General features: G+C 45.6%; 22 protein-coding genes. 13 read left to right on the forward strand and 9 right to left on the reverse strand.

The window, feature by feature from the left end; translation table 11 throughout:
• Window positions 1-44 precede the first annotated feature (44 nt).
• Genes EYQ95_RS10375 through EYQ95_RS10385 form a run of 3 tightly spaced genes read left to right on the forward strand, consistent with a single transcriptional unit; the run spans window position 45 to window position 5,589 of the window.
• Window positions 45-3,713 (forward strand): ATP-binding protein, encoded by a 3,669-nt coding sequence (locus EYQ95_RS10375; protein ID WP_111915811.1) that lies wholly within the window; start codon window positions 45-47, stop codon window positions 3,711-3,713.
• Window positions 3,710-4,333: a hypothetical protein gene (locus EYQ95_RS10380; protein WP_111915810.1), complete on the forward strand. Its 624-nt coding sequence runs from the start codon at window positions 3,710-3,712 to the stop codon at window positions 4,331-4,333. The genes EYQ95_RS10375 and EYQ95_RS10380 overlap by 4 nt, the downstream gene beginning before the upstream one ends.
• The gene (locus tag EYQ95_RS10385; RefSeq protein ID WP_207916347.1) at window positions 4,330-5,589 is read left to right on the forward strand and encodes a hypothetical protein; all 1,260 of its coding nucleotides are present in this window, start codon (window positions 4,330-4,332) and stop codon (window positions 5,587-5,589) included. Before EYQ95_RS10380 ends, EYQ95_RS10385 begins: the two co-directional genes overlap by 4 nt.
• Here EYQ95_RS10385 and EYQ95_RS10390 read toward each other — a convergent pair.
• Window positions 5,567-7,072, reverse strand: coding sequence for a bifunctional diguanylate cyclase/phosphodiesterase (locus EYQ95_RS10390; RefSeq protein WP_111915808.1), 1,506 nt, complete (start codon window positions 7,070-7,072; stop codon window positions 5,567-5,569). The two genes, EYQ95_RS10385 and EYQ95_RS10390, sit on opposite strands and share 23 nt — an antisense overlap.
• A 142-nt stretch (window positions 7,073-7,214) precedes the next feature.
• A complete protein-coding gene (locus EYQ95_RS10395) occupies window positions 7,215-7,883 on the reverse strand; it encodes an FMN-dependent NADH-azoreductase (protein WP_243699896.1) in 669 nt (222 codons plus the stop codon).
• A 67-nt stretch (window positions 7,884-7,950) separates the two neighbouring features.
• Between EYQ95_RS10395 and EYQ95_RS10400 the strand changes: the two genes are divergently transcribed.
• Together EYQ95_RS10400 and EYQ95_RS10405 are read left to right on the forward strand one after the other, a co-directional pair.
• Window positions 7,951-8,877, forward strand: a complete 927-nt coding sequence (locus tag EYQ95_RS10400; RefSeq protein ID WP_111915992.1) for a LysR family transcriptional regulator — start codon at window positions 7,951-7,953, stop codon at window positions 8,875-8,877.
• 5 nt (window positions 8,878-8,882) lie between these two features.
• On the forward strand, window positions 8,883-9,842 hold the full coding sequence (locus EYQ95_RS10405) for a RimK family alpha-L-glutamate ligase (protein WP_111915806.1): 960 nt from the start codon (window positions 8,883-8,885) through the stop codon (window positions 9,840-9,842).
• Here the strand turns inward: EYQ95_RS10405 and EYQ95_RS10410 are convergent.
• Window positions 9,784-10,569, reverse strand: coding sequence for a hypothetical protein (locus EYQ95_RS10410; protein WP_165924709.1), 786 nt, complete (start codon window positions 10,567-10,569; stop codon window positions 9,784-9,786). The genes EYQ95_RS10405 and EYQ95_RS10410 overlap by 59 nt on opposite strands.
• A 244-nt stretch (window positions 10,570-10,813) precedes the next feature.
• On the opposite strand from EYQ95_RS10410, the gene EYQ95_RS10415 reads away from it, so the two are divergent.
• Together EYQ95_RS10415 and EYQ95_RS10420 are read left to right on the forward strand one after the other, a co-directional pair.
• Window positions 10,814-11,353: a PH domain-containing protein gene (locus EYQ95_RS10415; RefSeq protein ID WP_111915804.1), complete on the forward strand. Its 540-nt coding sequence runs from the start codon at window positions 10,814-10,816 to the stop codon at window positions 11,351-11,353.
• Window positions 11,346-12,779 (forward strand): PH domain-containing protein, encoded by a 1,434-nt coding sequence (locus tag EYQ95_RS10420; protein WP_111915803.1) that lies wholly within the window; start codon window positions 11,346-11,348, stop codon window positions 12,777-12,779. Before EYQ95_RS10415 ends, EYQ95_RS10420 begins: the two co-directional genes overlap by 8 nt.
• 11 nt (window positions 12,780-12,790) lie before the next feature.
• Here EYQ95_RS10420 and EYQ95_RS10425 read toward each other — a convergent pair whose 3' ends face one another.
• Entirely contained in the window at window positions 12,791-13,546 is a 756-nt protein-coding gene (locus tag EYQ95_RS10425; RefSeq protein WP_111915802.1) for a ferredoxin--NADP reductase, read from the reverse strand.
• A gap of 42 nt (window positions 13,547-13,588) precedes the next feature.
• On the opposite strand from EYQ95_RS10425, the gene EYQ95_RS10430 reads away from it, so the two are divergent.
• The gene (locus EYQ95_RS10430) at window positions 13,589-14,500 is read left to right on the forward strand and encodes an alpha/beta fold hydrolase (RefSeq protein ID WP_111915801.1); all 912 of its coding nucleotides are present in this window, start codon (window positions 13,589-13,591) and stop codon (window positions 14,498-14,500) included.
• On the opposite strand, the gene EYQ95_RS10435 is transcribed toward EYQ95_RS10430, so the two are convergent.
• Together EYQ95_RS10435 and EYQ95_RS10440 are read right to left on the reverse strand one after the other, a co-directional pair.
• A complete protein-coding gene (locus EYQ95_RS10435; protein WP_207916350.1) occupies window positions 14,475-16,325 on the reverse strand; it encodes a M48 family metallopeptidase in 1,851 nt (616 codons plus the stop codon). The genes EYQ95_RS10430 and EYQ95_RS10435 overlap by 26 nt on opposite strands.
• 31 nt (window positions 16,326-16,356) lie before the next feature.
• Window positions 16,357-16,953, reverse strand: a complete 597-nt coding sequence (locus EYQ95_RS10440; protein WP_111915799.1) for a LemA family protein — start codon at window positions 16,951-16,953, stop codon at window positions 16,357-16,359.
• A gap of 147 nt (window positions 16,954-17,100) precedes the next feature.
• Here EYQ95_RS10440 and gmk point away from each other — a divergent pair, with 147 nt between their 5' ends.
• The 4 genes from gmk (at window position 17,101) to EYQ95_RS10460 (ending at window position 20,798) form a co-directional block, all read left to right on the forward strand.
• Complete coding sequence (gene gmk / locus EYQ95_RS10445) at window positions 17,101-17,730, forward strand: guanylate kinase (RefSeq protein ID WP_111915798.1); 630 nt, start codon at window positions 17,101-17,103, stop codon at window positions 17,728-17,730.
• Window positions 17,731-17,803: 73 nt separating this feature from the next.
• Window positions 17,804-18,094 (forward strand): DNA-directed RNA polymerase subunit omega, encoded by a 291-nt coding sequence (gene rpoZ / locus EYQ95_RS10450; protein WP_111915797.1) that lies wholly within the window; start codon window positions 17,804-17,806, stop codon window positions 18,092-18,094.
• 172 nt (window positions 18,095-18,266) lie between these two features.
• A complete protein-coding gene (gene spoT, locus EYQ95_RS10455) occupies window positions 18,267-20,381 on the forward strand; it encodes a bifunctional GTP diphosphokinase/guanosine-3',5'-bis pyrophosphate 3'-pyrophosphohydrolase (protein WP_111915796.1) in 2,115 nt (704 codons plus the stop codon).
• Window positions 20,382-20,405: 24 nt separating this feature from the next.
• Window positions 20,406-20,798 (forward strand): RidA family protein, encoded by a 393-nt coding sequence (locus EYQ95_RS10460; RefSeq protein ID WP_111915795.1) that lies wholly within the window; start codon window positions 20,406-20,408, stop codon window positions 20,796-20,798.
• Here the strand turns inward: EYQ95_RS10460 and EYQ95_RS10465 are convergent.
• On the reverse strand, window positions 20,795-22,144 hold the full coding sequence (locus EYQ95_RS10465; protein WP_111915794.1) for a Na+/H+ antiporter NhaC family protein: 1,350 nt from the start codon (window positions 22,142-22,144) through the stop codon (window positions 20,795-20,797). The genes EYQ95_RS10460 and EYQ95_RS10465 overlap by 4 nt on opposite strands.
• Window positions 22,145-22,314: 170 nt before the next feature.
• Between EYQ95_RS10465 and EYQ95_RS10470 the strand changes: the two genes are divergently transcribed.
• Entirely contained in the window at window positions 22,315-23,844 is a 1,530-nt protein-coding gene (locus EYQ95_RS10470) for a carbon-nitrogen hydrolase family protein (RefSeq protein ID WP_111915793.1), read from the forward strand.
• Between the two features lies 1 nt (window position 23,845).
• On the opposite strand, the gene EYQ95_RS10475 is transcribed toward EYQ95_RS10470, so the two are convergent.
• The gene (locus EYQ95_RS10475) at window positions 23,846-24,337 is read right to left on the reverse strand and encodes a hypothetical protein (protein ID WP_111915792.1); all 492 of its coding nucleotides are present in this window, start codon (window positions 24,335-24,337) and stop codon (window positions 23,846-23,848) included.
• An 84-nt stretch (window positions 24,338-24,421) separates the two neighbouring features.
• Window positions 24,422-25,648 (reverse strand): EAL and HDOD domain-containing protein, encoded by a 1,227-nt coding sequence (locus EYQ95_RS10480; protein ID WP_111915791.1) that lies wholly within the window; start codon window positions 25,646-25,648, stop codon window positions 24,422-24,424.
• Between the last annotated feature and the right edge of the window lie 62 nt (window positions 25,649-25,710).

The following is a 25,710-nucleotide window of genomic DNA, read 5'->3' on the forward strand; positions in this document are numbered from 1 at the left end:
ACAAGCAGCCGTAGTAACTTGAAAACAACTAGGAACGTATTGGCATGGCTCAGTTAAAACGCATTATTCTCATTCATACGCATTTACCAGGCGTGGTAGAGCTTAACCTAGACGGTCATGCCAATATATGTGGTACCAATGCTTCGGGTAAAACCACTTTGCAGCGTCTTATCCCGGTATTTTATGGTGAACAGCCAAACCGAGTGGTGCCCAAAACCCGCAAGAAGTTCGATGAATTTTATCTTCCATTCGACAACAGTTATTTGGTTTACGAGTATGAAAATGGCCATGGCAATATGTGTCAGGTGGTTTTAACTCGTAAGAATGACGGCGGTGTTGAGTATCGCTTTGTTCCTGCGCCATACAGTCCTGAACAATTATTGAGTGAAAGCAAGAAGGGCGCGGTTGGCGTGAGTCAAAGTGATTGGCTTGCTCGATTACAGGAACAAGATTGCAAAGCGACGTCCAAAATAACGGCAACTAGCGAATATAAAGCCATTATTCAGAATGACTTTACGATGATGCGAGGGCAAAGTCGTGACAACTTGAAAATGCGCCAAACGGCAGCTAGGTTTGCCCTGTGCAAAAGCCCTCAGAAGTTACGCCATATTGAGAAATTGGTGAGTGCTGTTCATGCGAAGGAAGGGAAAATGGACACCCTTCGCACCATGTTAGCAACCATTTTAGAAGAAGAAGGGAATCACCAACCGACCCAAGCTATAAAGGCCACTAAAATTCGTCAGTGGCTACAGCAAATGCGGTTGTTTAAAGGCCTTTCCAGCTTAGAAAAGCAATATCAAGCTATGGGTGACTTGGTGACCGAGTCGCAAGACAACTTGTCGGAACTATGGCAACTGAAACCCTTATTAGAAGATGATGCGAACGACTTAAAAACACAGATTGCTGAAGCCGAAGCGCTTGTGTCTGGGTTAGAAAAAGAGCGTGAAAGCTTTAGAGATAATTTTGACGAGAAAAAGTCGGAACTCAGCCAGAAAATAACGACCGATGAGCTCAAGCTTGAAGAAACAGAGCGATGGCTTGATCGTAATCAACGTCAATACGACGATTTTGTTGAGCAAGACATGAGTGCCATTGCTCGAGATTATGAGTCGTTACCCGACCTTCGTGAATCTTTAGAAGAAACCCAAGAAAGCTACCAACTGTTAGTTGATGCTCATGCGAGTCAGCAACAAGCGTTAGATCAGCAAAAACTCAAGCTAAGAGAGTCACTGGACCGACTGGTGAAGAGGAATCAGACGCAAATTCGGGGTGTAGATGAGCAGCAACGTGAAGAGAAGCGCAAACTTGAGTCTGAGCAGTCGAATATTAAGCAGAAATTTGAGCGAGAACAGCAAGAGCTGCAAGGTCAGCTGCAGTCTGAAATTGAAGCGCTGAATGAGCGCTTATTGCGTTTGAAGGTCACTTCTGAAGCGGCGAATTTAAGTGCCGATGAGCAGTTACAAATAGCAGAATATGAAGCTCGTATTGAAACGATTCAAAATGATCTCGATAGTGCCCGCGAGGTATTGAGCGACCATGAACGGGCATTACAAAGACTGAGTGAGCAGCAAAGTAACGCAGACGCCGCGTTGGCAAATGCTCGTAAAACATTCAATTCAGCGCAGCAACATGAGAGTGCATTGCAGGCACAAGCGAATCCTGACGAGCGTAGCTTGAGGTTTTTTCTGAACAACGAAGTTAAGGATTGGCACCAAGGCGTAGGTAAGGTTCTCGCAGAAAACCTACTAGCACGGACAGATCTACAGCCGAAATTAGCCAAGAAAGCCGCGAACCAGATCCTTGATATTGAACTGAATTTAGACAGTGTCGATGCGCAGCCATTTGCGCAAGCTGAAGCCGAGCTTGGTAAGCAGCTGGAGCATGCGCAAGAGCAGCGTGAGCAAGCCGAAAAGCAGGTAAAGGAAGCAGAAGCAGAGCTGGCGAGTACTCATGCAAAGTATAAGGAAAAGCAGGAAGCGCAAACTACCGCTAAACATCAGGTGAAGAAACTTGAGCAAGAACGGAATTACGCGCGTGAGAGTAAACAACGGCTTGTGCAAGAATTAGAGCTGAACGCGAAACAAAGAAACAAGTCGGCGGCGAGTGAGCTGCAAAAGCTCGAGAAGCAGCTGGTAGAGCTTCGCAGTGCAAAAGATGAAGAGTTGGCAGAAAGACGTCATGGCTTGGAAGCCCAGCTACTAGAGTTAACTGCAGACGCACAAGAGAAGCTTGCTGAGTACGATGACAAGCGGCAGCAGCTAGAAACGCAAATTGACGAGAAGCGCAGTGACGTTGAAGCGAAAGTTAAGGCATTAGAAGTCGACTTTGGTGACGAGCTGGCGCAACAAGGTATCGACAAGAAAAAGCTGGCAAAGCTCAAAGAAGAAAAAGAAGCATTGCAGCAGAAAATTAGGCAGTTGGAAGGAAAGCACGACGTTTTAAGAGCTTTTCAATTGTTTATGGCTGAAGATTACGAGAAAACTCGCCCTGAAATGTTGAACCGAGAGCGTGAGTTGCAGCAGTCTTTACGAGCAAATAAAAGAGAGTTAGAGAAGGTTGTAGCAAGCAGTAAAGACAGCTTGCTGCAAATTCAACAGCGGTTACAAGAGAGCAAGCAAACTAAGAAAGATGCAGAAAACCTTCTTAACTCTGTTACGCCATTCATGTCGCAGCTCCATAACTTACCTGTGGCAGAGCATCCTAATAAAACGAAATATGACCAGTTAAGTGTTGAAGAGCGTGTACACCGTTGCTCAGAAGGTTTAGCTACCCGCGACAGAGTGGAAAGACAGCTTAAAGCGCGGTTAGAACAGTTTGAGAGTGCGCTTCGTAAAGACGCAACACCAGACTTTTTAGATACCATCGAGCAGCAGCTTGGTGGGCTGGAAGACTCTCTCGTAGGCCATGATGTGTATGGCGTGTTAGGTGGCTTGTTAACACTACTTCGCGACCAACAAACACAAGTGGTCGAGCAAGGTCGTACTATTGGTAATGCTCTACTGAACTTCTTCGCTATTTTTGAAGACATTAACCACCGTGTTGAGCAGTTCAGTCGTAGACTAAGCCAGGCGGTGAGAGACGACTTAGAGCTTGATGAAGTTGAGAAGTCGGAAGTACGAATTTCGTCGACTATAGATGAGCTTGGATTCTGGGAGCCATTGAAACGATGTGCGAAACATATTCAGGCTTGGCGTGATTCGGGACAAAGTTTACCGAGCCAAGCTTATATGGACAGCCTGGCAGAGGTAGCGGAAATGCTGCGCGCAGATCAGGAGTATGCATTAGAGTCTTTACTTCGCATTGAGCTGCATTTGCGAGAGGGTGGCACAGACCTCGTTATTCGCAACGACCGTCAATTACTTGAGTCGTCTAGCCATGGTATGGCGTACCTTATTTTGTGCAAATACTTACTCGCATTCACGCGCTTACTGAAAGGCGAAGCCGACACACGAATTCATTGGCCAATTGACGAAATTGGTACCTTGGCGTACCACAATGTGGAACGACTTTTCGCTGCTTGCGACAAAAACAAAATTGATATTGTGGGTGCGTTCCCTAATCCGGAGTCCGACGTACTCATGTTATTCAAACATCGTTATTTAATTGAAGTAGACGGTGCTGACAGCAGTAAGCGTGTCCTGAAACGTATTGAACCCCGCGTGTCGAAACTAAGTCAAAAGCTTAAGCAAGCGAGACAGGAGGTAGAAGCATGATGCCTTATGGATCTTTAGTGGAGTACCTCTTGTCTGGACAGTTCGTGTGTGAAGTGACTGCGCCAGAAATGCACCAAAAGCTTGCACAAGATGACGTGAGAAATGTAATTGATGAATACTTGCGTCCTTTGAATCGACGCGTTGCGCAAAGTGAAGATGGTGCGGTGTATTTCTTGGCCTGGAATGAGTTAACACCTGAAATTAGAGAGCAATTAAAGCAACAGTTTTCTACCACCATGCATGCACTATTGCCATTGCTAGACTGGATGCAAATTGTTCAGGAGTCGTTAGGTAAAGACGGAACCATCGCCCCGGGTGACACGATCAAATTGCATGAGTTTGTGCAGAAAACCGAAGACCACCAAGGGCTTCGACAGCGATTTGGTCAACTTGCCGCTGACAAGTTCTTTAACTCCCAGGCAGAGCAGCTGGATGCGCAAGCGAAAACGGTATTTAAGCGCCTGAAAGAACATGGGTATTTAACTCAGCCTCATGCCGATCGCCAGTATTACATTGCTACCGGAAAAGTAGACTACTTAATTGAATTAGTGCGCTTTATTAAAGACGAAGAGAACCTTCCGGTGGAAGAAAGTTCTACGCAAGAGGAGCTATGGTCGTGAGCTCTGGCTTACAAAACCAAAAAATGCTGGAGTTAGGTGGCGAGCGCCTCAAATTGTTAGGTAACCATGCCGAGCTACTTATGGATGCCTACATTCGGGGGGAGTTCGACGAAGCCGCCGTAGGTGAGCGTGTTTTACAAAAGCTTATTCAAGCGCGAATTTTATGGCGACCTGACGATGCTTATGGTCTAAAGCTGCGCCCGCAAATCGCCAATATGATCGCGGGCTTAATTGCCGACGAAAGCAGGCGACAAGCGCACGCTGATGTGAGTGGTGAACTCGACCGTATTGAAGCGACAGCAATAAGCTATACGGAAGCTCAGCACAAAGGTAATTATAGTTACGCTGATTTACAGTTACAGCTCCTTACCGAGGCTGTATACGACCTTACCGGACAATTTGAGGAAGCCATTGATAGCCTATGGCAACGCTTAAACTCACACTTTGGTTTCGTTGCTAGCTTGACGGACAAGATTCGGGAAAACGAGCTTGCGCACAAGCAAATACATCGCTTACTTGAAGGCTTGGAACTCGTGCGTGTTGACGAAATGATTACGCTTGCCGGAACAAGCAGTGAATTGCGTAAGTTATTGGTGGTGTACCTGAATCAAAAGCTAAGTGTGCACCATGCGAGCTTGCTTGCCGTGCAAGAGCGCATGACCGAGTTGCTTACGCGTTTTCGTGCACAGCAAGAACGCTCGCTATTGGTTGCGGGAATGGCAGCGTACTTGCGACAACATCCAGACTTCGAACCGGGTGACTACAGCTGGCGAGCGTCATTGCCTGACCTACTGAATCAAGCGAAACCATTGGTACCTGCGGTTTCAGTTGCTATAGACCGCGCCACAGACGCCGAAGCTATGGCAGAGTTGGTTAATGAAACTCCTGTGCGGCCCACGCGGATAAAGCGTCTGCAAGAAGTGCGAACGAAGCCTACTGCAATAGCGCATGGCGAAACCGCTGCTCTGCAGGTGAAACAAGAGCGACTAAAGCAAGATGTCGAGTCGTTCTATTTGTCTGTGTTAGCTGCTGGAAAAGGAAAGCCTGTTCGGGCACTCGACTATCTCGCGCAACAGGGTTTAGATTGGGATGGTGAAATATGGCTGTATCAGGTGATTTCTGAGTATCAAGGACTTCCGATCGAAGAACGCAAGCTGTTCCGTTTAACTTACAGTGAAACGCCAATGTCTTACTTTAACCAAGTTCAATTAGTGAAAGATATTGAGTTACAGTTTATGGCTGATGGCGCTCAATAAACTCCACAAGCTGCTCAATGTTAAGTGGTGGCGACATTAGGAAACCTTGTATTTCCTCACACTCTAACTCTTTCAGCTTTAATGCTTGCTCTGTTGTTTCTACTCCCTCAGCCAGAGTTTTAATATTCAACGAGCGAGCCATGGCAATAATAGCTTTGACGAGTTGTAGATCATTCTCGTTTTCGGTGATTTCCTGGGTGAAACTGCGGTCGATTTTCAGTTCGCGCACAGGTAACTTGCGGAGCACACTTAGCGAGGAATATCCCGTACCGAAGTCGTCGATAGAAATACGAATACCCTTGTCGCGAATCTGGTGTAGCAACGGTAAAGCTTGCTCAAAATTTTCCATTAACGCTGTTTCAGTAATTTCTAACTGAATGGTTGACCAATCTCCTTCTAAATAAGAGAAGCGTTCAAAAAAACGGTCCGCACCGGTTATATGGTCGAAGTCTCGCGCTGAAATATTGATAGAAACCTTTGGAATAGCTTTTGCCTTCCCTAGTAGGTCATATTTCTTAAGTTCTTGAATTGCTTGTTTGCAGACAAAATCAGTAATGGGGTGAACAAGCCCAGACTGCTCAGCAAGAGGTATAAAGACGTCTGGTCGCACGCTTGTTTTACGTTCGCGGTGCCAGCGAACCAAAACCTCGACGCCAGTAATTTCTCGTGAACTTAGATTAAATTGAGGCTGATAGACTACCGAAAGCTTCTCCTCGCTTATTGCTGTTCGTAGCTCTGCAAGCATTTCTAGCCGGCTTTGCGCCTCTTCACCATAACGGTGGCTATACACCCGTATTTGTCCGGCACCTAAAACCTTTGCTTCCTCTAGAGCAAGAGTGGCTGCGGTTACTAGCGACTTTAATGAAGAGCCATCTTCTGGAAATGTAGCGATACCTATGCGGGCAGAGACAGTTAAATCAGGTGAAGCCGGAACGGTAAGCTTTTCTAAGTTGGACTGGAGAGTTTGTAGGCTTTCAAAAACATCAATTTTTTGATCTTCGGAGATGGCAATAGCAAACTCGTCGCCCGCGAAGCGACCGAGCAGCGCTGAATCGGAGAATTGTTCTTTCAAAGACTGAGCGACTTGTTGAAGAATGTTGTCGCCAATTTGCTGCCCAGCGGTATTGTTGACCTGTCTAAAATTGTCGAGGTTGATGAGTACCAGAGTGCAGTGGCCATTTTGCCCACCAAGTCTTTTTATTAATTGTTCTAAGTGGTTACGAAACATATGGCGGTTGAGTAACCCGGTCAATGAGTCGCGCTCACTCAATGTTTGTTGATACTTTAAACTTCCATAGGTAAGAAAAAAGAATAAAACACCAGTGAGTAAAACGTAGAACCAGCCTTTGTAGGTTTGCACTTTAGATAAAGTCTCAACATCACTCACAAATGACGCGACAATACTGTCTGAGAATAATATCCAGAGCACGCCAAATGTGACGTAAATCAATGTGATACGAAGTGCAATGCGTCGCGGTGACATGGAGGCCTATCCTTGCATTAAAACATTCTTGAATGTAGCAAAGATTGGGTATTGTTCAAAATATAAAGCTTTGTTTTTGAAAAATAAAAAAGCTGCCTCGCAAGGGGGGAAGGTGCGAGGCAGCTAAGGGTAAGCGCTATGATTAAGCGGCGCTTAACGCTTTAATGTCTTCTTCTGCGTTACCGATGGCTGCTTGTTTAGCGTCTTCGCTAATCGCTACGCCTTCAGCACGAACTATGCTGACGTCAGTAATGCCAATAAAGTTAAGTACGCCAGTAAGGTAGCTTTCTTGGTGTTCTAAAGCAGCTGCTGCACCTTCAGAGTAAATACCGCCACGTGCAGAAGCGATAATCGCTTTCTTACCTTTTAGCAGACCTTCTGCACCATTTTCGGTGTAGCGGAAGGTTTTCCCTGCCTGAGCGATTCGGTCAATCCACGCTTTTAACTGTGAAGGAACCGTGAAGTTATACATAGGAGCACCAATAACGAGCACGTCTGCAGCAAAGATCTCTTCAAGCAGTGTTTCGCTCATCGCTAGTTCTTGTTTCTGAAGTTCAGTGCGCTCCGCTTCTTCAACACCACCCGCCATTAGAATGTTGGCGTCTAGGTGAGAGATAGGCTCTGCAACTACGTCTCGTGTAATAACTTCCGCATCAGAATTGGTACGGCTAAGTTGTGCTACAACCTTGTCAGTGAGTTGACGGCTAACTGACTGTTCAACAAATAGTCCTGAATCGATTTTTAGGATTTTCATATTAATCACCTCTTTATGAATTTGAAATTCCGATGGGTGTATTTTAATTTGTTCCATATATTTGACTAGATGGTGTTTTTGGAATTTACTGTTTCATAAATGGAACAATAGAGTGCCCTTTGTTATGCAGGACCTAACTAACTTTGCTTTGTTTGCACAGGTCGTTGAGGCCGGAAGTATTAGTGCAGCGGCACGCAGCCTGAATATGCCGAAGTCGACATTAAGCCGCCGTATTTCCCAACTTGAAGAGCATTTAGGTGTTCGCCTTATTCACCGTACAACGCGCAAGCTTGAGTTAACTGACATTGGCAGAGAGGTGCTTATCCACTGCAAATCTTTGTCAGACGCTGCCAATGCGGCTGAGCTTGTCACCCAAGTGGCGAAAGAAAAGCCGTCGGGTCGTATACGGGTGAGTTGTCCTTACGCAATTAGCCAGAGTTTGCTGGTGCAAGTATTACCTGAATTTATGGCGATGTACCCACAGGTTTCCATAGATTTAATTACCACGAATCAGCCGGTGAACTTAATTGAAGATCATATCGATATTGCGCTTCGTGTTCGGCCTACGATAGAAGACTCAGCACTTATTGCTCGTCGTATTATTGCTTCTCCGTCGTCGTTGTTTGCGCATCCAGAGTTTATTATGTCGATGGGAAGGCCCAGTCACCCCGCAGACTTGGTCACATGGCCGTGCTTATCCATGCATCAGTCTTCTGGTCGATATCAATGGCAACTTAGTCATAGCTCTGGAGAGAAATATGTAGTTCGTTACCAAGCAAGTTTAATTACCGACGATATGTGGATGCTCAAAGCCGCAGCGAGTGAAAAACTCGGTGTGGTATCTTTACCGAACTATTTATGCCAAGAAGAAGAGGCAAAAGGTGTTTTAAAGCGCGTGCTGCCTGAATGGCGACTTCCCACGGGTATTATGCATTTGGTTTACCCGTCTAGAAGGGGTATGTTACCCGCAGTGCGAAGTTTAATTGAGTTTTTAGTTGAGAAGCTACCCGACGCCGCAGGTGCCGTAGGTATTCACAGAACCTTGAGTTGAGTTTTATGAAAGAAATTATCGTAATTCATGAGAATAAAGAATGGTTAGAGCCTTTGTACGCGGAATTTGAAAAGCGAGGCTGCTCTTTTAGCGAATGGTTTATTCATGAAGGGGTAGTTGCACTCGATAGCGTTCCAAAAGACGCAGTTTATTACAATCGAATGAGTGCTTCTTCGCATACCCGAGGGCATCGTTTCTCACCAGAACTAACACGGGCAGCATTAACATGGCTTGAAGAGCACCCGGTGGAAGTGGTTAATGGTACAGAAGCTTTATACCTTGAAGTGTGTAAAATATCTCAATACGCCGCCTTGCGTGAAGCGGGTGTTAAAGTACCTCGTACTCGAGCTGTCAGCGGTAAGTCTCGCGTCATTACTGCCGCTGAAGACTTTCAGCAGTGGCCTCTTATTTTAAAGCCTAACCGTGGTGGTAAGGGCCTTGGCGTTTTGAAGTTTGATGATATTGAAGGGCTAAAAACCTACCTAAGCAGTGATGACTACGCTGAGCCTTTAGACGGTTTATGGTTACTGCAAGAATATATAAAACCCAAAGATAACCGTATAACGCGCTGTGAATTTGTGGGGCGGAATTTTGTTTATGCGGTGGACGTAGACACTTCGGAAGGATTCGAGTTATGTCCTGCTGATGTTTGTGCAATAGACGATCAAGCTTGCCCTGTGGGTGCTGGTTCGGATAGCACGAGCAATACACCGTCAAAATTCACGATTACCAACCGGTTCGACAACTATTTAATTCTCACCAAGCTACATGACTTTATGCACAACGCGCGCATAGACGTGGCGGGTATTGAAGTTATTGAAGACGAGCAGGGAGACCTGTACGTGTACGACGTAAATACCAATACCAATTACAACCAAGACGCAGAGCGTGCGGCAGGTATAGAGACTACAGGGATGGGAGCTCTGGCTGATTATCTGATCGGTCTGGCGAAGTCTGAGGGCTAGTTTCTCTCTGGTGTTGACGAATAAGCTGTTCGTAACGCTCAAAGTAGTCTGGAATATTGTTGTAATACATAGCTAACCTAGCCATAAATTGCTCGTCATTCCGAATGGCGGGCAATCCTCTATTCAGGTGTTGCACAGCGCGTTCACCCCATGCGTTTTTCGTGCAGCCGATGGCTCCTATGACCACTGAGTTTTGATTTTCTGCAATGGGAATAAAAGCCATATCTGACTCTGCGGTTTGCTTGTCGTATTCAACCAAGATCGGATAGTCGATAGTGTAGTGAACACGGTTTGCCCTGATCATGGCTAAAATGGCGGTAGGTGCGTTGTCTCCGGTGCGTACAATGCGATAACTATTTTGACTGGAGTGAGATTCTAAAATGGGCTGCAAGTCCCCAAATTTACGGCCATGAGGATAAGCTAAATAGTACTGCTCGCTCTCTAAAAGTGCGCTGAGCTCAATAGGGTTGCCAAACTGTTCAGTAAGTTCAGCCGCAAGTTCGTGCGTAGTAATTACACCGTGCGGCGGGTACCAATGCGTGGGTTCGGTAAAATATACGCGATCGTGTTGACCTGGATTGTAAATCATACAGGGAAAGCAAAGGTTTGCATTGCGTTCAAACTCTATACCTATGCGCGCTTGAGGCATAAAAACCGTACTAAATTCGGTATTTGGAAGTGCGCGTTCAAAGGCGTGTGTTAATTCGTCGCACATGCCCTGATTCACGAGCGGGCCTGACAAAACATGAAAAGGCGGGGCGCTATTAATCGCCCAAGTAATAGCGTCTATTTTTTGTGCGCTAGCTGGGTCTTCTTGAGCACTTACGGCGCAAGAAAGTAGGCCTGCGAAACAAATGATTACACTATAAATGTGTTGTCGTATGGTCATGTGTTCAATGTAATAATAAGGTTAGAAAAGCGCAAGTAGTTTGCAAGATCCAAAACATAATTGAGGATATAAAAAGAATAATATGAACGAAGCCCTACTGAACACGCAGTCGAGCGACTATCAAGCGGTTGCTCCAGCGTATAAAACCTATTTACGTATACATACCTCGATTACGCTTTTTATATTTATCGCTGTAGCGGTAGCCGTTAGAGTTTCCCCTATTCCGTTACCAAACTGGATTCCTCATGCGGTAATAGCTGCTCTGCTTGTATTGTGGCTCGTACTCATTATTTTCTGGGTGCCGCGCCGTTACGCCGTTACCCAGTATTATGTAGCAGATGATGAAACCGGATTTCGTGTTGGCGCGCTATGGCATAAGGAAGTGACTGTGACTTTTAATCGTCTACAGCACATAGAACTCGCTCGTGGCCCAATTGAGCGTTGGCTGGGTATTAGCCGGCTCATGCTTTATACCGCCGGTGGTCAGGGAGCAGACCTCAGCCTGCCGGGGTTACCTGAAGACGACGCCGAGAATTTAAAGCGCACCATTGTTGAGCGTGTTCGTGCAGAGCAGCTTTCTGATGATGTTATTTCAGAAGTTGGAGAGCAAGTAGATGAATAACGAATGGCACCGTTTGCCGGTAGTGTCACTTATTTTCTTCTTTCTTTCCGGCATTAAGAACACAGTGAAGCACGGGTACCAAATGTTACCGGGCTTAGTCAGTATTTGGGTTTTTGTGAAACCAGTAAGGGAGTATGTGCCTCTTATTTTATTAGTACTGCTAGCTTTGTTCTTGGTTATGGTAGTACTTACGTTCTTGCGGTTTACTTATCAGGTTTCAGACTCCCGAGTCTCGGTTCGTCGGGGCGTGTTTAATCGTAGCGAACTCAACTTAGAGTACGAGCGCATTCAACAAGCAGACATTCAATTTCCTTGGTATTTGCGGCCGTTCAATTTGCGGGTGGTTCGCTTAGAAAGTGCAGGTGCGAAAGGAAGTGAGGTTGAGCTAGTAGGATTAACGTTAGAGCAAGCCTTGTCTTTGCAGGCTCGGGTAAGCTCAACAGATAGCGAAACTGCGAATTCTGATCATGCAGAGAATTCAGGCAGCTCGTCAAACAAGTCTTCAGACTTTAGCTTGGCTTTAACCAACAGGGATGTTTGGCGTATTGGCTTAATGCAAAACCCTTTTATAGTTTTGGGTTTGTTGGTTGCATTCCTAAATTCCAACGACGCAATTCGCGACTGGATTGAAGGAAAAGCCGAAGCTTTCTTTGGGCAGTTTCCCGACCGTACAACCGCAATTCTTATTGCCATCGGTTTAACGGTCGCGGTCATCGTTGTGGTGATGCTGGGTTCAATTCTGTTCGCGGTGAACAAGTATTATGGCTATCGGTTATCGAGAGCTGGTCAGCGTTATCATTATGAAGCCGGATTATTGAGCACGTTAAATAGAGGTTTTAGCGCTCGAAAATTGCAAGGTGTAACTGCGCGCCAAGGCTGGGTGGCGAGAGCCTTAGGAAGGGTTAATATAGAGTTGGCGCAAGCCGGTGGTATCGGTCAAAAGAAAGAACGATTCACCATTCCCTCACTCACTTCGGAAAATAGAGCGCGCGTAGAAGCTGACCTGCGTTTACCACAAGTCACTGAGTGGAATAGGTTTCACCCAGTAGCGACCTTTAGTTTTCTATTTTTCATCTCGGGCCTGACTGCAATCTTTTGGCCATGGTGGAGTTCTATATTGGTTTTCATCGGGTTGTATGCCCTAAGTATTGGCTTTTGGCTTCGCAGAAGTTGGCATATTACTGAGCAATGGTTGGTGACCCGTAGAGGTCTTATTGGTACCACATTGCGCTATATGCCCCTTGCGAAAATGCAGTCTATTGTTTGGCGTCAAGGTCCACTACAAAGGCTATTTAACGTAGGAACTTTAACGATTAAAAGTGCTTCAATTACTTATCATCTCAGCGATATTCCTGAAGTTGAAGCAAAACGCATTGGAGCAACCTTTGTTACCCAGACCAGAACTTGTCAGTTACGTTGGATGTAAGGGTAGTCTGACTACCCTTTCCAGTATTGTTCGATGGTGACATTACCGGGTTTACGGCGAGTGTTTAGAGTTAACCCTCGCTGTTCTAATGTTTCTCGAGTGTCTTTAATCATGTGTGGATTACCACACAGCATTATTTGTGCGCTTTGGTCGAGCTGAACTTGAGTTTGCTGCTCTAATGCACCGCTTTCAATGAGCCCTGGAATTCTACCTTGCAGCGCCCCTGATATTGCTTCTCTGCTTACGACCGGTTGAAATACAAATTGCTCTGGATACTGTTGCTTCCAACCTGAGATTTTTTCGGCGTAGCATAAGTCTTGCTGTGTCCTTACCGCATGTACGAGCACTACTTTTTCAAAGTTTTGCCATGGTGCTTCAGAACTCAGCATACTGAGATAAGGTCCTAATCCAGTGCCAGTGCTCATCATCCATAGGCTTTTCGCTTGTGGTACGTCGTTTAAGGTGAAAAAGCCGCCGACGGGCTGGGCTACTATGAGCTGGGCGCCCACTTCAAGGGCTGCTAATTGAGGCGTAACTTCACCGTCGGGCACAACCGCAATGACGAATTCTAAGATATTTGAGTTGGGTGAGTTGACCAGTGAGTAAGCTCTGAATACAGGTCGTTCTTGTTCTGAGGTAACCGGTAATGCTATTCGAACGAATTGTCCCGGAGTGAAGTCGAGAGGCTCAACTTCTAACGACAAAGTAAGCAGGTGCGGATTCCAAAACTTTTTCTCAACTACGGTACCTTCAATCCAGCCCGGCATGTAAACTCAACCTTAATCATATTTAGTGGAAGTACATATTGTATGACGGATCGCGCGCAAGTTGAATGGCAAACATGGGAATGGAGAACCCGCGAAGGATTTACACTTCGAGGTCAGCACACCACGCCTCGAGGTTTGCCCATACTTCACTTTATTCATGGCAATAGTTATTGCGGACTGATTTACGCTCCGCTATGGCATGAATTACAACATCACTTTGATATTTTCCTACACGACGCGCAGGGACACGGTGATAGCGACCATGGTGAATATTTTGTGGGCTGGGAGCGAAGTGCAGAGCTTGCTGTTGAGGTTTGGAGAGCACACAAACCTCGTTTTCAGCAACAAGGTGAAATGCCCGAGGTGATTGGTATGGGGCATAGCTTTGGTGGCGTACTTACCACGGCTATTCAGGCTCAATACCCCGATATGTTCTCCCGTTTAATGTTGCTAGATCCTATTGTGATGCCACCGGCTATGGTGCTTTTCTTGAAAACGCTCTCTTGGCTGAAGGTTTACCACAAAAATCCTCATGCGAAGCGCGCAGGCAGACGTCGTGCCTCTTGGCCTTCTCAACAAGATGCACTACAAGCGTTAAACAATAGAGGTATGCATAAAGGCTGGACGCCTGAGGCCATGGAGGCTTTTGTACAACATGGGTTGGAGCAAATGGACAATGGCGAGTGGCATTTGAAATGCAAACCCAGCCGCGAAGCTGAAATTTTCAGTAGTTATTTCTTAAAAATATGGTCGTTAATTCCCCGAGTTAAGTCGCCGGTAGACATTTTCGTAGGTGAGGATACGTATCCATTTTTGTGGCGCTCCATGCGCAAATGGAAGAAGGTAAAGCCGCAAACGAGGATTGTTTCAGTGGAAGGAGGGCATTGCTTTATGCAGCAACACCCTCAATTTATCGCTCAGGAAATCGTTAAGACTTTGCAGGTGACAAGTTAAGCTCGGGAAGTGGCTCACTAATACAGTTTGCTAGTGTATAAATAAGCTTATACTCCACATCTGTTACTTCATTGTCAGCTTCGATACACGCTATCCACGCATTCACTAATCGCTCTTTGTTCTTAGCGCTCCACTTATCTATACGGGTAAGCGCTTCGTCTAAATGCGAGAAGTTCAGTGCGTTGGCAGGCGTAAGTGCTAATTCCGCACCAAAGCTTGCACAGGCTTGATTAAACGCATGTTGTGTTTCTTTCGCGTCACTGTGACCAAACTGCGCTAGAACACTCAGCGTAAGTGCTAAGTCGTCTTTTGCATTTTGTTTTACGCCGCCTACGTGCGGATTAGGCTTTAAGTCTGCTGATAAATAACGAACCACCATTTGGCTTAAACACCATTCATACAAGCTAACAGCACCACCGATTTCCGGAAGCTGTCGTGCATGTTTTAAAATGGTTTGCTTATCTTCTTTGCTTAAGCCTTTCAACGTTGGCATGGTGAGTTCGATAAGGGGCAACCGCTCAGTAGTGGAAACCGACCCGAGTTGCTCATAATCGTTTTGCATTTGCTCGATAACAGACGAACCAACGCGCTCAGCCGCTAAGTGCTCAACTTGGATTCTGCGTTTACTTGCATCGTCGCTTAGCAACAAGGCGTAAATGAACGACTGTGCATGAGAAGGTTTACGAGCTTCTTGGCGCAACGACTCGGGCAGCATGGCGAGCATACCTAACGTACGGTTTAAGTTGTCTTGTGCTGAATTACCTTGTGCCTGTTGTTTCGCAGATTCACTTGGCTCATTACCCTTCTGGGTGGGCGGGTTCGCTTCAAACTTACCGTCCCATTGCGGCAGAACGCGCTTTATACGCTGCTCCAATGGCGGGTGCGTTGCGAAAATAGACATGGCCTTACTGATGGCTTGCCCAAAAAACAAGTGCGAGGCTTCACTAGCGTTTTTGCTTTCAACACGGCTACCACTTTGTAAGGCTCCGATTTGTTGCAATGCACCGCCTATACCTTCGGGCTCACGCGTGAATTGCACGGCAGAAGCGTCGGCAAGGAATTCGCGTTGGCGGCTTACTGCGGCCTTAATAATATTGCCAAAAAGCACACCAATTGAACCAATAACCAATAGTGCTAAGCCGAGTAAGGGTAATGGGTTTTTGCCGTTGTCGCGGCGATTACCTGCGAACATACCCGTACGAAGCAGGAGATAGCCGGCGTGAGAGATAAATAGAATGCCGTTTAGAAGTGCCATAATGCGAATGTTCATTCGCATATCGCCGTTTAGAATGTGGGCAATCTCGTGTGCAACAACGCCTTGCAACTGCGAGCGCGTAAGATTTTCCACGCAGCCTCGGGTTAATCCTATAACTGCATCTTTCGGGCTATAGCCTGCGGCAAACGCGTTAATACCTTGTTCATGTTCCAGCAAATAAACCGGAGGTACTGGCATATTAGCGGCAAGGGCCATTTCTTCCACTACGTTGAGTACTTTACGTTCTAGTGGGTCAGTGCTGTCTGGGCTTAAACGACGACCGCCTAGCTTCTCAGCCACTATTTTTCCGCCGGGGCGTAAAATCATCCATTTGAATGCAACAGCTAGGCCAATGGCAGAAATAACGACACCACTACTGGCAAGTAAAATGTCCCAGTGCATTACAAAGCCTTGTGCTGCTTTGCTTTGTGTTTGGGCTGAAAGTCCACCAAATGCGATGGCAACAACTAAGCCTGTAAGGGTAGTTACAGCGATAACGGCAATGGTAAAAAGAATAACCAATAAGCGCGTATTTCTACGCGCTATGTCTTGGTGTTCAAAAAAGTTCATTTGAGACGACATTTGAACCTAACTCTATTGATTAAAATTTAACTTCAGGCGCTTTTTGAATTTCCGCGCTGTCTTCGAACTCCAATAGAGATGCGTCGGTACCGTGACCAACCATGCCCGCAATCACTACATTTGGGAAAGACTGACGGTAAGTATTGTAAGTCATCACTGAGTCGTTAAACGCTTGGCGTGAAAATGCAATTTTGTTCTCAGTGGTGGTAAGTTCTTCACTGAGCTGCATCATATTCTGGTTCGCTTTCAAGTCTGGATAAGCTTCCATAACTACGTTTAAGCGGCCCAGAGCACTTCCTAAAGCACCCTCTGCTCCCGCAAGGTTTGCCATACTGCCTGCATCGCCTGGTTGTTGCTTCGCGGCGTCTAATGCGGCACTTGCTTGATTTCGGGCTTGGGTAACCGCTTCTAGCGTTTCTCTTTCATGAGCTAAATAAGATTTTGCAGTTTCTACGAGGTTAGGAATCAAGTCGTAGCGGCGCTTCAGTTGCACTTCGATTTGCGCGAACGCATTTTGGAAGCGGTTTTTTAGTGTAACTAACTGGTTGTAAATGCGAATAACTACGAGAAGTAGTACCACAACAACCGCAATAATTATCCATCCTGTGAGACTCATACTTATTTCCTCTATAAATCAATAACGATACTTCGAATATATCCGATTCATGGGTGGACAGCCAGCAAAGAAATGTAACGAAATTGGCGTTTTTCGCTGAATTCTAGTACTTTATAGAGCACTTCAAATTGGGTCTGGAAGCGCATTATGTCGACAGTTAGTGGTAATTTGTTTGTAGTTGCAGCACCAAGTGGTGCCGGGAAGTCGAGCCTTATTAAAGCATTGTTGGCAAGACACCCTAAAGGCAGTATGCAAGTTTCCGTGAGTACCACTACAAGAAGCCCAAGACCCGGTGAAATAGATGGTGTGCACTATCACTTTGTAGACGAAAAGACTTTCCTTGAGCAAGTGGAGCAAGGCGAGTTTTATGAGTACGCCAAAGTATTTGACCATTACTACGGCACCTCTAAAACCGTAATAGAAGACGTTTTGAAGACGGGCGTAGATGTATTCTTAGACATCGATTGGCAAGGCGCACGACAAGTAAAGGCTGCCTATCCGGGAGTACATACGATTTTTATCCTGCCTCCGTCTTTGGAAGAATTAGAGCGCAGATTACAAGAGCGTGGCCAAGACAGTGCTGAAACCATCGCCAAACGTATGGCTAAAGCACAAACAGAAATGTCGCACTACGGTGAGTTTAGTTACATTTTGGTTAACCAAGATTTCGACGAGTCGGTACAAAATTTCGAGCATATAGTCCTGAGTCAACGCCTCAGACGTTCGAAGCAGCAAATAAGATATCGTGAAATTTTGCATGATCTCTTGGCTGAATAGCTCGTTTAAAGTACAATCACTCCCCCTTGTGGATAAGTTAGCAGTTTAGAGTTCGAGTAAAGCGGAGAAACAAATGGCACGTGTAACAGTTGAAGACGCAGTAGAAAAGATTGGCAACCGTTTTGATTTGATTTTGGTTGCTGCACGTCGTGCACGTCAAATCGCAAACTATGGCAAGCAGCCAATGGTAGAAACTTCGAACGAAAAGCCTACAGTAATTGCGCTTCGTGAAATTGAAGCAGGCTTGGTAGACGCAGCGCGTTTAGACGAAGAAGAGCAAGCGGCGCAGTACGCACAAGACGAAGCTGAAGTAGCGGCAATGACAGCGTTACAGCACAGCGAAAACGCTGGCGAGCAACAATAATAGCTTTGTAATTTCAGTTGCGGTGGCTTCGGCTGATATCGCAATTGGAAATAAGATTTTAGAAAACGAGCACCTGAGTGCTCGTTTTTTTATGCCTATCGTATTTCCCGATTGGAAATTCTGCGTGAAAGCCTTATTCTCTGTTTAATTGAAGAATTTTTGAGAGTTGTGTGTGTATTTATTTGAAGGCCTGAAAAACCAAATCAAAGCTTATTTACCCGCCGAGCAAGTAGCTAAGGTAGAGCAAGCATTTTTAGTTGCATTCGACGCGCATAAGCCTCAGAAACGTGCGAGTGGCGAGCCTTATATTACTCACCCGGTAGCCGTAACCTCTATGCTAGCCGACATGCGACTCGATCACGAAACCTTAATGGCGGCATTGCTTCATGACGTGATCGAAGACACAGAAAAAACCCATGAAGATTTGGCCGAAGAGTTCGGTGCTACAGTAGCCGAGCTGGTTGAGGGTGTGTCTAAGCTCGATAAATTACAGTTCAACAGCATTGAAGAAGCCCAAATTGAGAACTATCGCAAAATGATTATGGCGATGGTGCAAGATATTCGGGTGATTCTGATTAAGCTTGCGGACAGAACCCACAATATGCGCACGATAGAGCATTTGCGTCCTGATAAACGCCGCAGAATTGCAAGAGAAACGCTAGAAATTTATGCTCCGCTGGCGCACAGGCTGGGTATTCACGATATTAAAATCGAGCTAGAAACACTGGGTTTTAAAGGGCAGTATCCATGGCGCGCCCGCTTGCTTGAAAGTGAAGTGAAAAGAGCACGGGGCAACCGCAAAGAAGTGCTTGAACGCACCTTGAGTGAAATTGAGGTGCGTTTGAAAGAAGCGGGTATTCAAGCTCGGGTATTAGGTCGTGAAAAGCATTTGTACAGTATTTACCGGAAAATGCTGCACAAAGAACTCCGCTTCAAAGAAGTTATGGATATTTTCGCGTTTAGAATCGTGGTGGACTCTGTTGATACCTGCTACCGCGTGTTAGGTGCCGTTCATAATCTTTACAAACCGATAGAAACTCGCTTTAAAGATTACATCGCAATTCCGAAGTCGAACGGTTATCAGTCGTTACATACTTCGTTGAAAGGCCCTCATGGGGTTCCGGTAGAAATTCAAATTCGAACTGAAGAAATGGAGTTGATGGCTGACCGTGGTGTAGCGGCACATTGGCTCTATAAAGATGCGGAAGATAGCGGTACAACGGCACAAATTCGCGCCCAGAAGTGGATGCAAAGTTTATTAGAGTTACAGCAAAGTGCGGGTAACTCTTTTGAATTTATTGAGAATGTGAAGTCAGAATTATTCCCTGACGAAATTTATTTGTTTACACCAGACGGAAAAATCATTGAACTTCCACAGGGCGCTACTGCGGTAGACTTCGCCTATGCAGTCCACACTGACATTGGTAATACGTGTATCGGAGCTCGGGTAAATAACAAGCCTTATTCATTAAGTAAGCCATTAGAAACCGGACAAACTGTTGAAATTAGAACAGCTACTGGCTCACGTCCGAACATCGCTTGGTTGAACTTTGTGGTGACTGGCAAGGCACGTTTGAAAATTCGTCAATTCTTGAAAAATCAGCAGAGTAACGAGGCGCTTCTTCTTGGAGAGCGTTTACTTCGTGCTGCACTAGGTTCGTTTAGGTTCGACGACATAGAAGAAGCCGAATTCGTTCGAGTAGCGAAAGAAATGAAGCGGGAAAGCAAAGACGAATTACTCAAAGAAATTGGATTGGGTAATTTAATGAGTGTTGCCGTGGCACGTCGTCTAGTGGGCGATCACCAACGTCTACGCTCGGCGTCAGATAGCGAAGAGCGAGGCCATAGTTTAGCGGTGAAAGGCGCCGATGGATTGCTACTTAGCTTCGCTAAATGCTGCCGCCCCATACCTGGCGACGATATAATTGCTCATGTTAGCCCGGGTAAAGGATTAGTTATTCACCGCAGAGAATGTAAAAACGTTCGTGGACACGAAGATGAGCCGGGCCGCTATTTCCCAGTGCAGTGGGACAACAAGCCGGATAATCAGTTTATTTCTGAACTGCGCGTAGAAATTGTTAATCACCAAGGTGCATTGGCGCGGTTAACTCAGGTTATTTCTGAAACGGGTTGTAATATTCAAGGGTTAAAAACTGAAGAAGTCGACTCTACCATCTATTATATCGATGTAGGGTTAACGATTCGTGATCGTAAGCATTTAGCTGACGTAATGAGAAGAATCCGTAAGATGCAGCATGTGCAGCGCGTGGCTCGGTTACGGAAGTAAAAGAAGTAAGTAAAAGGATTCAAAATGGGTAAAGTTATTATTCAAACAGACCGAGCGCCAGAAGCTATCGGCACATATTCACAAGCGGTAAAAATTGGTACTACCGTTTACCTTTCAGGGCAAATTCCGTTGCTACCTGAAACGATGACCATGATTAGTGAAGATTTTCAGGACCAAGCAGAGCAAGTTTTTAAGAACTTGTCCGCGGTATGTGAAGCTGCTGGTGGCGAACTTCAAGATATGGTGAAAGTTCAAATTTACCTAACCGACTTAGGTCAGTTTGCGGTTGTTAATGAGGTGATGGCTAAATATTTTGAGCAGCCATACCCAGCGCGGGCTGCAATTGAAGTGAGCGCCTTACCTAAAGGCGCTCAAATCGAGATAGATGGCGTTATGGAGCTTCCTTCCACCAACTAAGCTGCTTCTGCTTGTGGGTCCTCGTCAACTTTGATGGGGCTCACAAGAAACATCGAAGACACAGCTACCACTGCAAGAATAAAGCAGTAGAAGGTATGAATACTTACCGACAGCGGTGAAATACCAAAACTAGCCCCCATCAATAGTGCTTGTGCACCATAAGGCAGGGCGCCTTGTACAACACATGCAAAGATATCGAGGTAGCTTGCTGCTTGGCGTGGCGCTAACTTACCTTCTTGGGCCAAGCGTTTGCTTACTTCACCAGAGATTAAGATAGTGACCGTATTATTCGCTACGGAAAAGTTAGTGGCAGCGGTGAGTCCTGCAATACCGAAGGATGCAGCACGTGACTTTTTCTTCGTGAGTTTCTGTGCGATGCGTTCTACATTTTGACTTAAAAATGCCAAGCCACCTTGTTGTCGAATAAGTGCAGAAAGCCCACCAATTAACAACGACAGCAAAAATATTTCCTGCATGCTGGTAAAGCCAGTATAAATGTCTTGGCTAAAGGCGACCCATTGGTAATTCACCGCAACCATGCCAAAAGCTGCTGCTAATAAAATACCGAGAGTTAGCACTACGAAAACATTTAGGCCGGTAACTGCTAATACAATAATGGCGAAATATGGAATAGCGAGCCATAGATTTGCATCAGGCGCTTCAATTGGTGCATTACCCGTATCAATAAACAATAGCCCGATAATGGTGAGTACAGCAGCGGGAACAGCAATACGAAGGTTCGTTCTAAATTTGTCCTTCATGGAACAACCCTGAGTGCGTGTAGCCGCGATCGTTGTATCAGAGATAAACGAAAGGTTGTCGCCGAACATGGAACCACTCACCAATACACCAGCCATTAACGCTGGTTCTATATTTGCTTCGTTACTCAAACCTAATGCCACCGGTGCTAATGCAGCCAGCGTTCCCATGGATGTACCCATAGCTGTAGAAACAACCGCCGCGATAAGGAAGATGCCCGGTAAAATAAAGCTTGGTGGGATAATGTTTAAACCTAGTGCAACCATGGCGTCTACACCACCTGTGGCGCTCGCTACAGTAGAGAACGCTCCGGCTAGTAGGTAGATCATGCACATGGTAACTATGTTGGGATGCCCAACACCTTCTACAAAGGTTTGAATCCGCTGGTTGAGCGCTTCTTTCGACATCCATACTGCAAGAATAATCGCCGGTAAAATAGCGACAGGACTAGCAAGTTGATAGAACGCCATATCGACGCCTTGGCTGTGAAAATAAATACCTGTTCCTAAGAACAAAGCGAGGAAAACAAATAAAGGAAGCAAGGCAATAGCACGAGCTGGTTGTGGTGACGTTCCTAGTTCTGACATACGAATACCTTTTATTTAGACGTCCAGAAGTTTAAACGTCTTATGTGCGTCAGCGCAAGTGGAAAAGTGCGAATGACGATCATTTCTTAATCTGTTTTACTAGTAGTACACTAACACACTCAATCGACCTTGTTTTGAGTCGTCCGATATCGCCTGTGAGGTTAAGCCGTATGAGTCCTGATGATTTACATTTGCAACTGAGAAACTTACGTGAAGAAGATTATCCACAACTCAAGTTATTGATGGACAAAGTTTATGATGACATCGGCGGGGCGTGGGAAGAGCATACGATATTCAATTTAATTCGCGACTTTCCAGAGGGGCAAATTTGCCTAGAAGACAACGGCACTATTGTCGGGGTGGCGTTAACGGTTCGAGTAACTTATGACAAGTTCAGTAACCCGCATCAATATGACGATTTGCTCGGTAAGAGAGACAAGATACTCAACGAGTCTAACGGCGATGCACTGTATGGCTTAGATGTGCTTATTCACCCAGACTACCGAGGATACCGATTAGGACGGCGCCTTTACGATGCTCGTAAAGAACTGTGTATGCAGTTTAATTTAAAGGCAATTCTTGCGGGTGGTCGTATTGTCAATTATCACCGATATTCCGACGAAATTAGCGCGAGCCAATACCTAGAAAAAGTCCGTCGTCGAGAAATTTACGACCCTATTCTGACGTTTCAGCTTGCAAACGATTTCAATGTTCGCCGTTTGTTGCATAAATATATGCCGGAAGATAAGAAATCAAAAGGCTATGCTACGTTGCTGGAGTGGAGCAACTTTCTATATGAACCGGCAGACACCATTATTAGTGCCCGCTCACGCAATGTTCGAATTGGTGCCGTGCAGTGGCAAATGAGGGCTGTGGAGTCGGTAGAAGAGTTACTTAAACAAGTTGAATACTTTGTCGATGCGTTGTCGAGCTACAAAAGTGACTTTGCGTTGTTCCCCGAGTTTTTTAACGCACCGTTAATGGGTCTAACGGACCAAAGCCGTCAAATGGAAGCTATACGCTTTTTAGCCGGGTTCACTGAGCGCTTCCGAAAGGAAATGTCACAGATGGCGGTGAGCTACAATATTAATATTATTACGGGCTCCATGCCTCTTCTTGAAGACGACTCTTTGTACAATGTTACGTACTTATGCAGAAGGGATGGGTCGGTTGAAGAGCAGCGCAAGATTCATATTACTCCGCACGAAAAACGTGACTGGGTCATTGAAGGTGGTGATAAAGTTCAAGTGTTCCAAACGGATGCCGGTCGTGTCGGTATTCTCGTATGTTACGACGTAGAGTTTCCCGAACTTGGTCGACTTATGGCCGAAGAAGGTTTGGAAATTTTGTTTGTTCCATTCTGGACAGACACGCGAAATGCTTATCTTCGTGTACGCCATTGTGCTCAAGCGCGCGCCATTGAAAACGAGTGTTATGTAGTTATTTGCGGTAGCGTAGGTAACCTCCCCGAAGTGGAAAGTTTAGACGTTCAATATGCGCAGTCGAGTGTGTTTTCACCTTCTGATTTTGCCTTTCCACATGACGCTGTAATGTCAGAAACAACACCCAACACAGAAATGCTTATGTTCTCAGACTTGAACTTAGATGAGTTACGGTATTTGCATCACGAAGGCTCCGTGACCAATCTTAAAGATCGTCGAACAGATATGTACAGTGTGAATAAGAAGTGGCGTGCGTAGTTTAGTTGCGCCAATGCCCAAGTGTCATGAATAATGCCCCAACGACTAAGTAGCCCGCTGCAGCCTGCGCTGCGCCGGGTGCTAAGTCGAAACCGAAAAACGCAGATAAGTTATGCAAGCCCATAAGGGTAGCCACGCTCAACGCAAGCATGAGCCACAACGCCAGCGAGCGGCGAATGATGGTCATGCCCGCCAACACCCATAAAGCTAGAAAAATAGCTGTCGTGATGACAAACAGAAAAGGATGCCACCAAAATTCGGTAGCCGACTGAACAGCGGTAAAGAAATAAGCTTGTGCCGACCAAAACTCGGTATGGTTAAACAAAGACCATACTTGATATGAATTTAGCGTTGTTTGTACTTCGGTTGAAGGGTAAGTAGCTACGGTGTTTAACAAACCATGAATGAACGCAATTAATAGAAGGCTAATGATACCTGCCAGACAGGTACCTAAACGCCACTGTCGGCGTCTGTAGAATAAGCCTCTCATCATGTGTGGTTTGCCTTTTTTGTTAGATGCGTATGCATGATAACAAGATCATGAAATAAAAACAGTCGCTTATCTGAACTAATGCTTTTAATGTTGCTGCGTAGAAGCCATAAGGCTTTCACAAAAATGGCTGGCAGAAAGAAAGCATTGACCAATGTCGAGCTCTGTTAGGTACATTTTTCGAGCTAGTGCTTCAACACGCTTCCAGTCGCCATGCTCGTATGCTTCTACCAATCTAAGCAAGTAACCTACCCGCCCCGTTCTCGTTAAGATAGCCGCATTAATGGTTTTGCTCATGGGAAGGCGTTCAAGAATATCACTCATGGGTGTACGCAATAGTACGTCTAATAACGACAGCAAGCCTGTCATAAAGCTAGCGTTGTCTACGCTTTCCCCTACAGAAAGTCGCTCTAATTCAGCCATAAAATGAGCACGCGTGAGTGATTTGGCGACTAATTCTTCGGGCTGATCTTTGGCTACGTTCGCTAATGCGACCAGAGCGACATACTTTTTAAGTTCTTTCTCACCGACAAAGGCTATGGCGTGCTGAATATCTTTAATTTCATGGCCTTTATTAAAGGCCGCACTATTTACGAATTTTAGTAAGCTGTAGGTTAAAGAGAGGTCATTGCGAATAATGTCAGCAACATGTTGAAAATCGATGTCAGTTTGGTGCACTGCTGCAAGTAACTCCATGAGGATCATTTGCTGCGGCGCGAGTACTTTACGCTTTACAATTTCTGGACGCTCAAAGAAGTAGCCTTGAAAGTATTCGAACCCTAATTCGCAACAACGCTGATATTCTTCTTCCGTTTCCACACGTTCAGCCAGCATAGGAACGTTGTGCTCTCTAAATGGCTTCATCCGCGCAGGAAGTGTGATAAGCGGTTGCTGTTGAATATCGACTTTGATCAAAGACACAAAGGGGAGCAACTCGTCCCATCGATCATTAAAGTCGTGGTCGTCTAAGGCAATTTTGTAGCCAAGGTCGGAAGCTTTCTTGCAGGCTTTTACTAATCCGCGGGAAACATCTACGGTTTCTAAAACTTCAATATAAACCGACTCAGACTGCAAGAAGCCCGGAAATTTGTGTAACAGGGTATTGGTATGAAAATTTATAAATGCTGTTTTTCCCATACATACAGTGCGAATGTCACCAATAAGATGTTGCTGTAGCAATAACTTAGATGTTGCTTCGTCGGGATGTATGTCTGGAAACTCATTGCGCTGGCTGTTACGAAATAGGAGTTCGTAGCCATACACATTCTTTTCTCGGTCAAGAATGGGTTGTCGAGCAATGTACGAGAAAGCCATTTAATTTATGATCCATGTTACAAGAGAACAAAACGATAGCGCATAGCGCCTATTTTAGGCAA

The organism is Lysobacter sp. N42 (assembly GCF_004344885.1).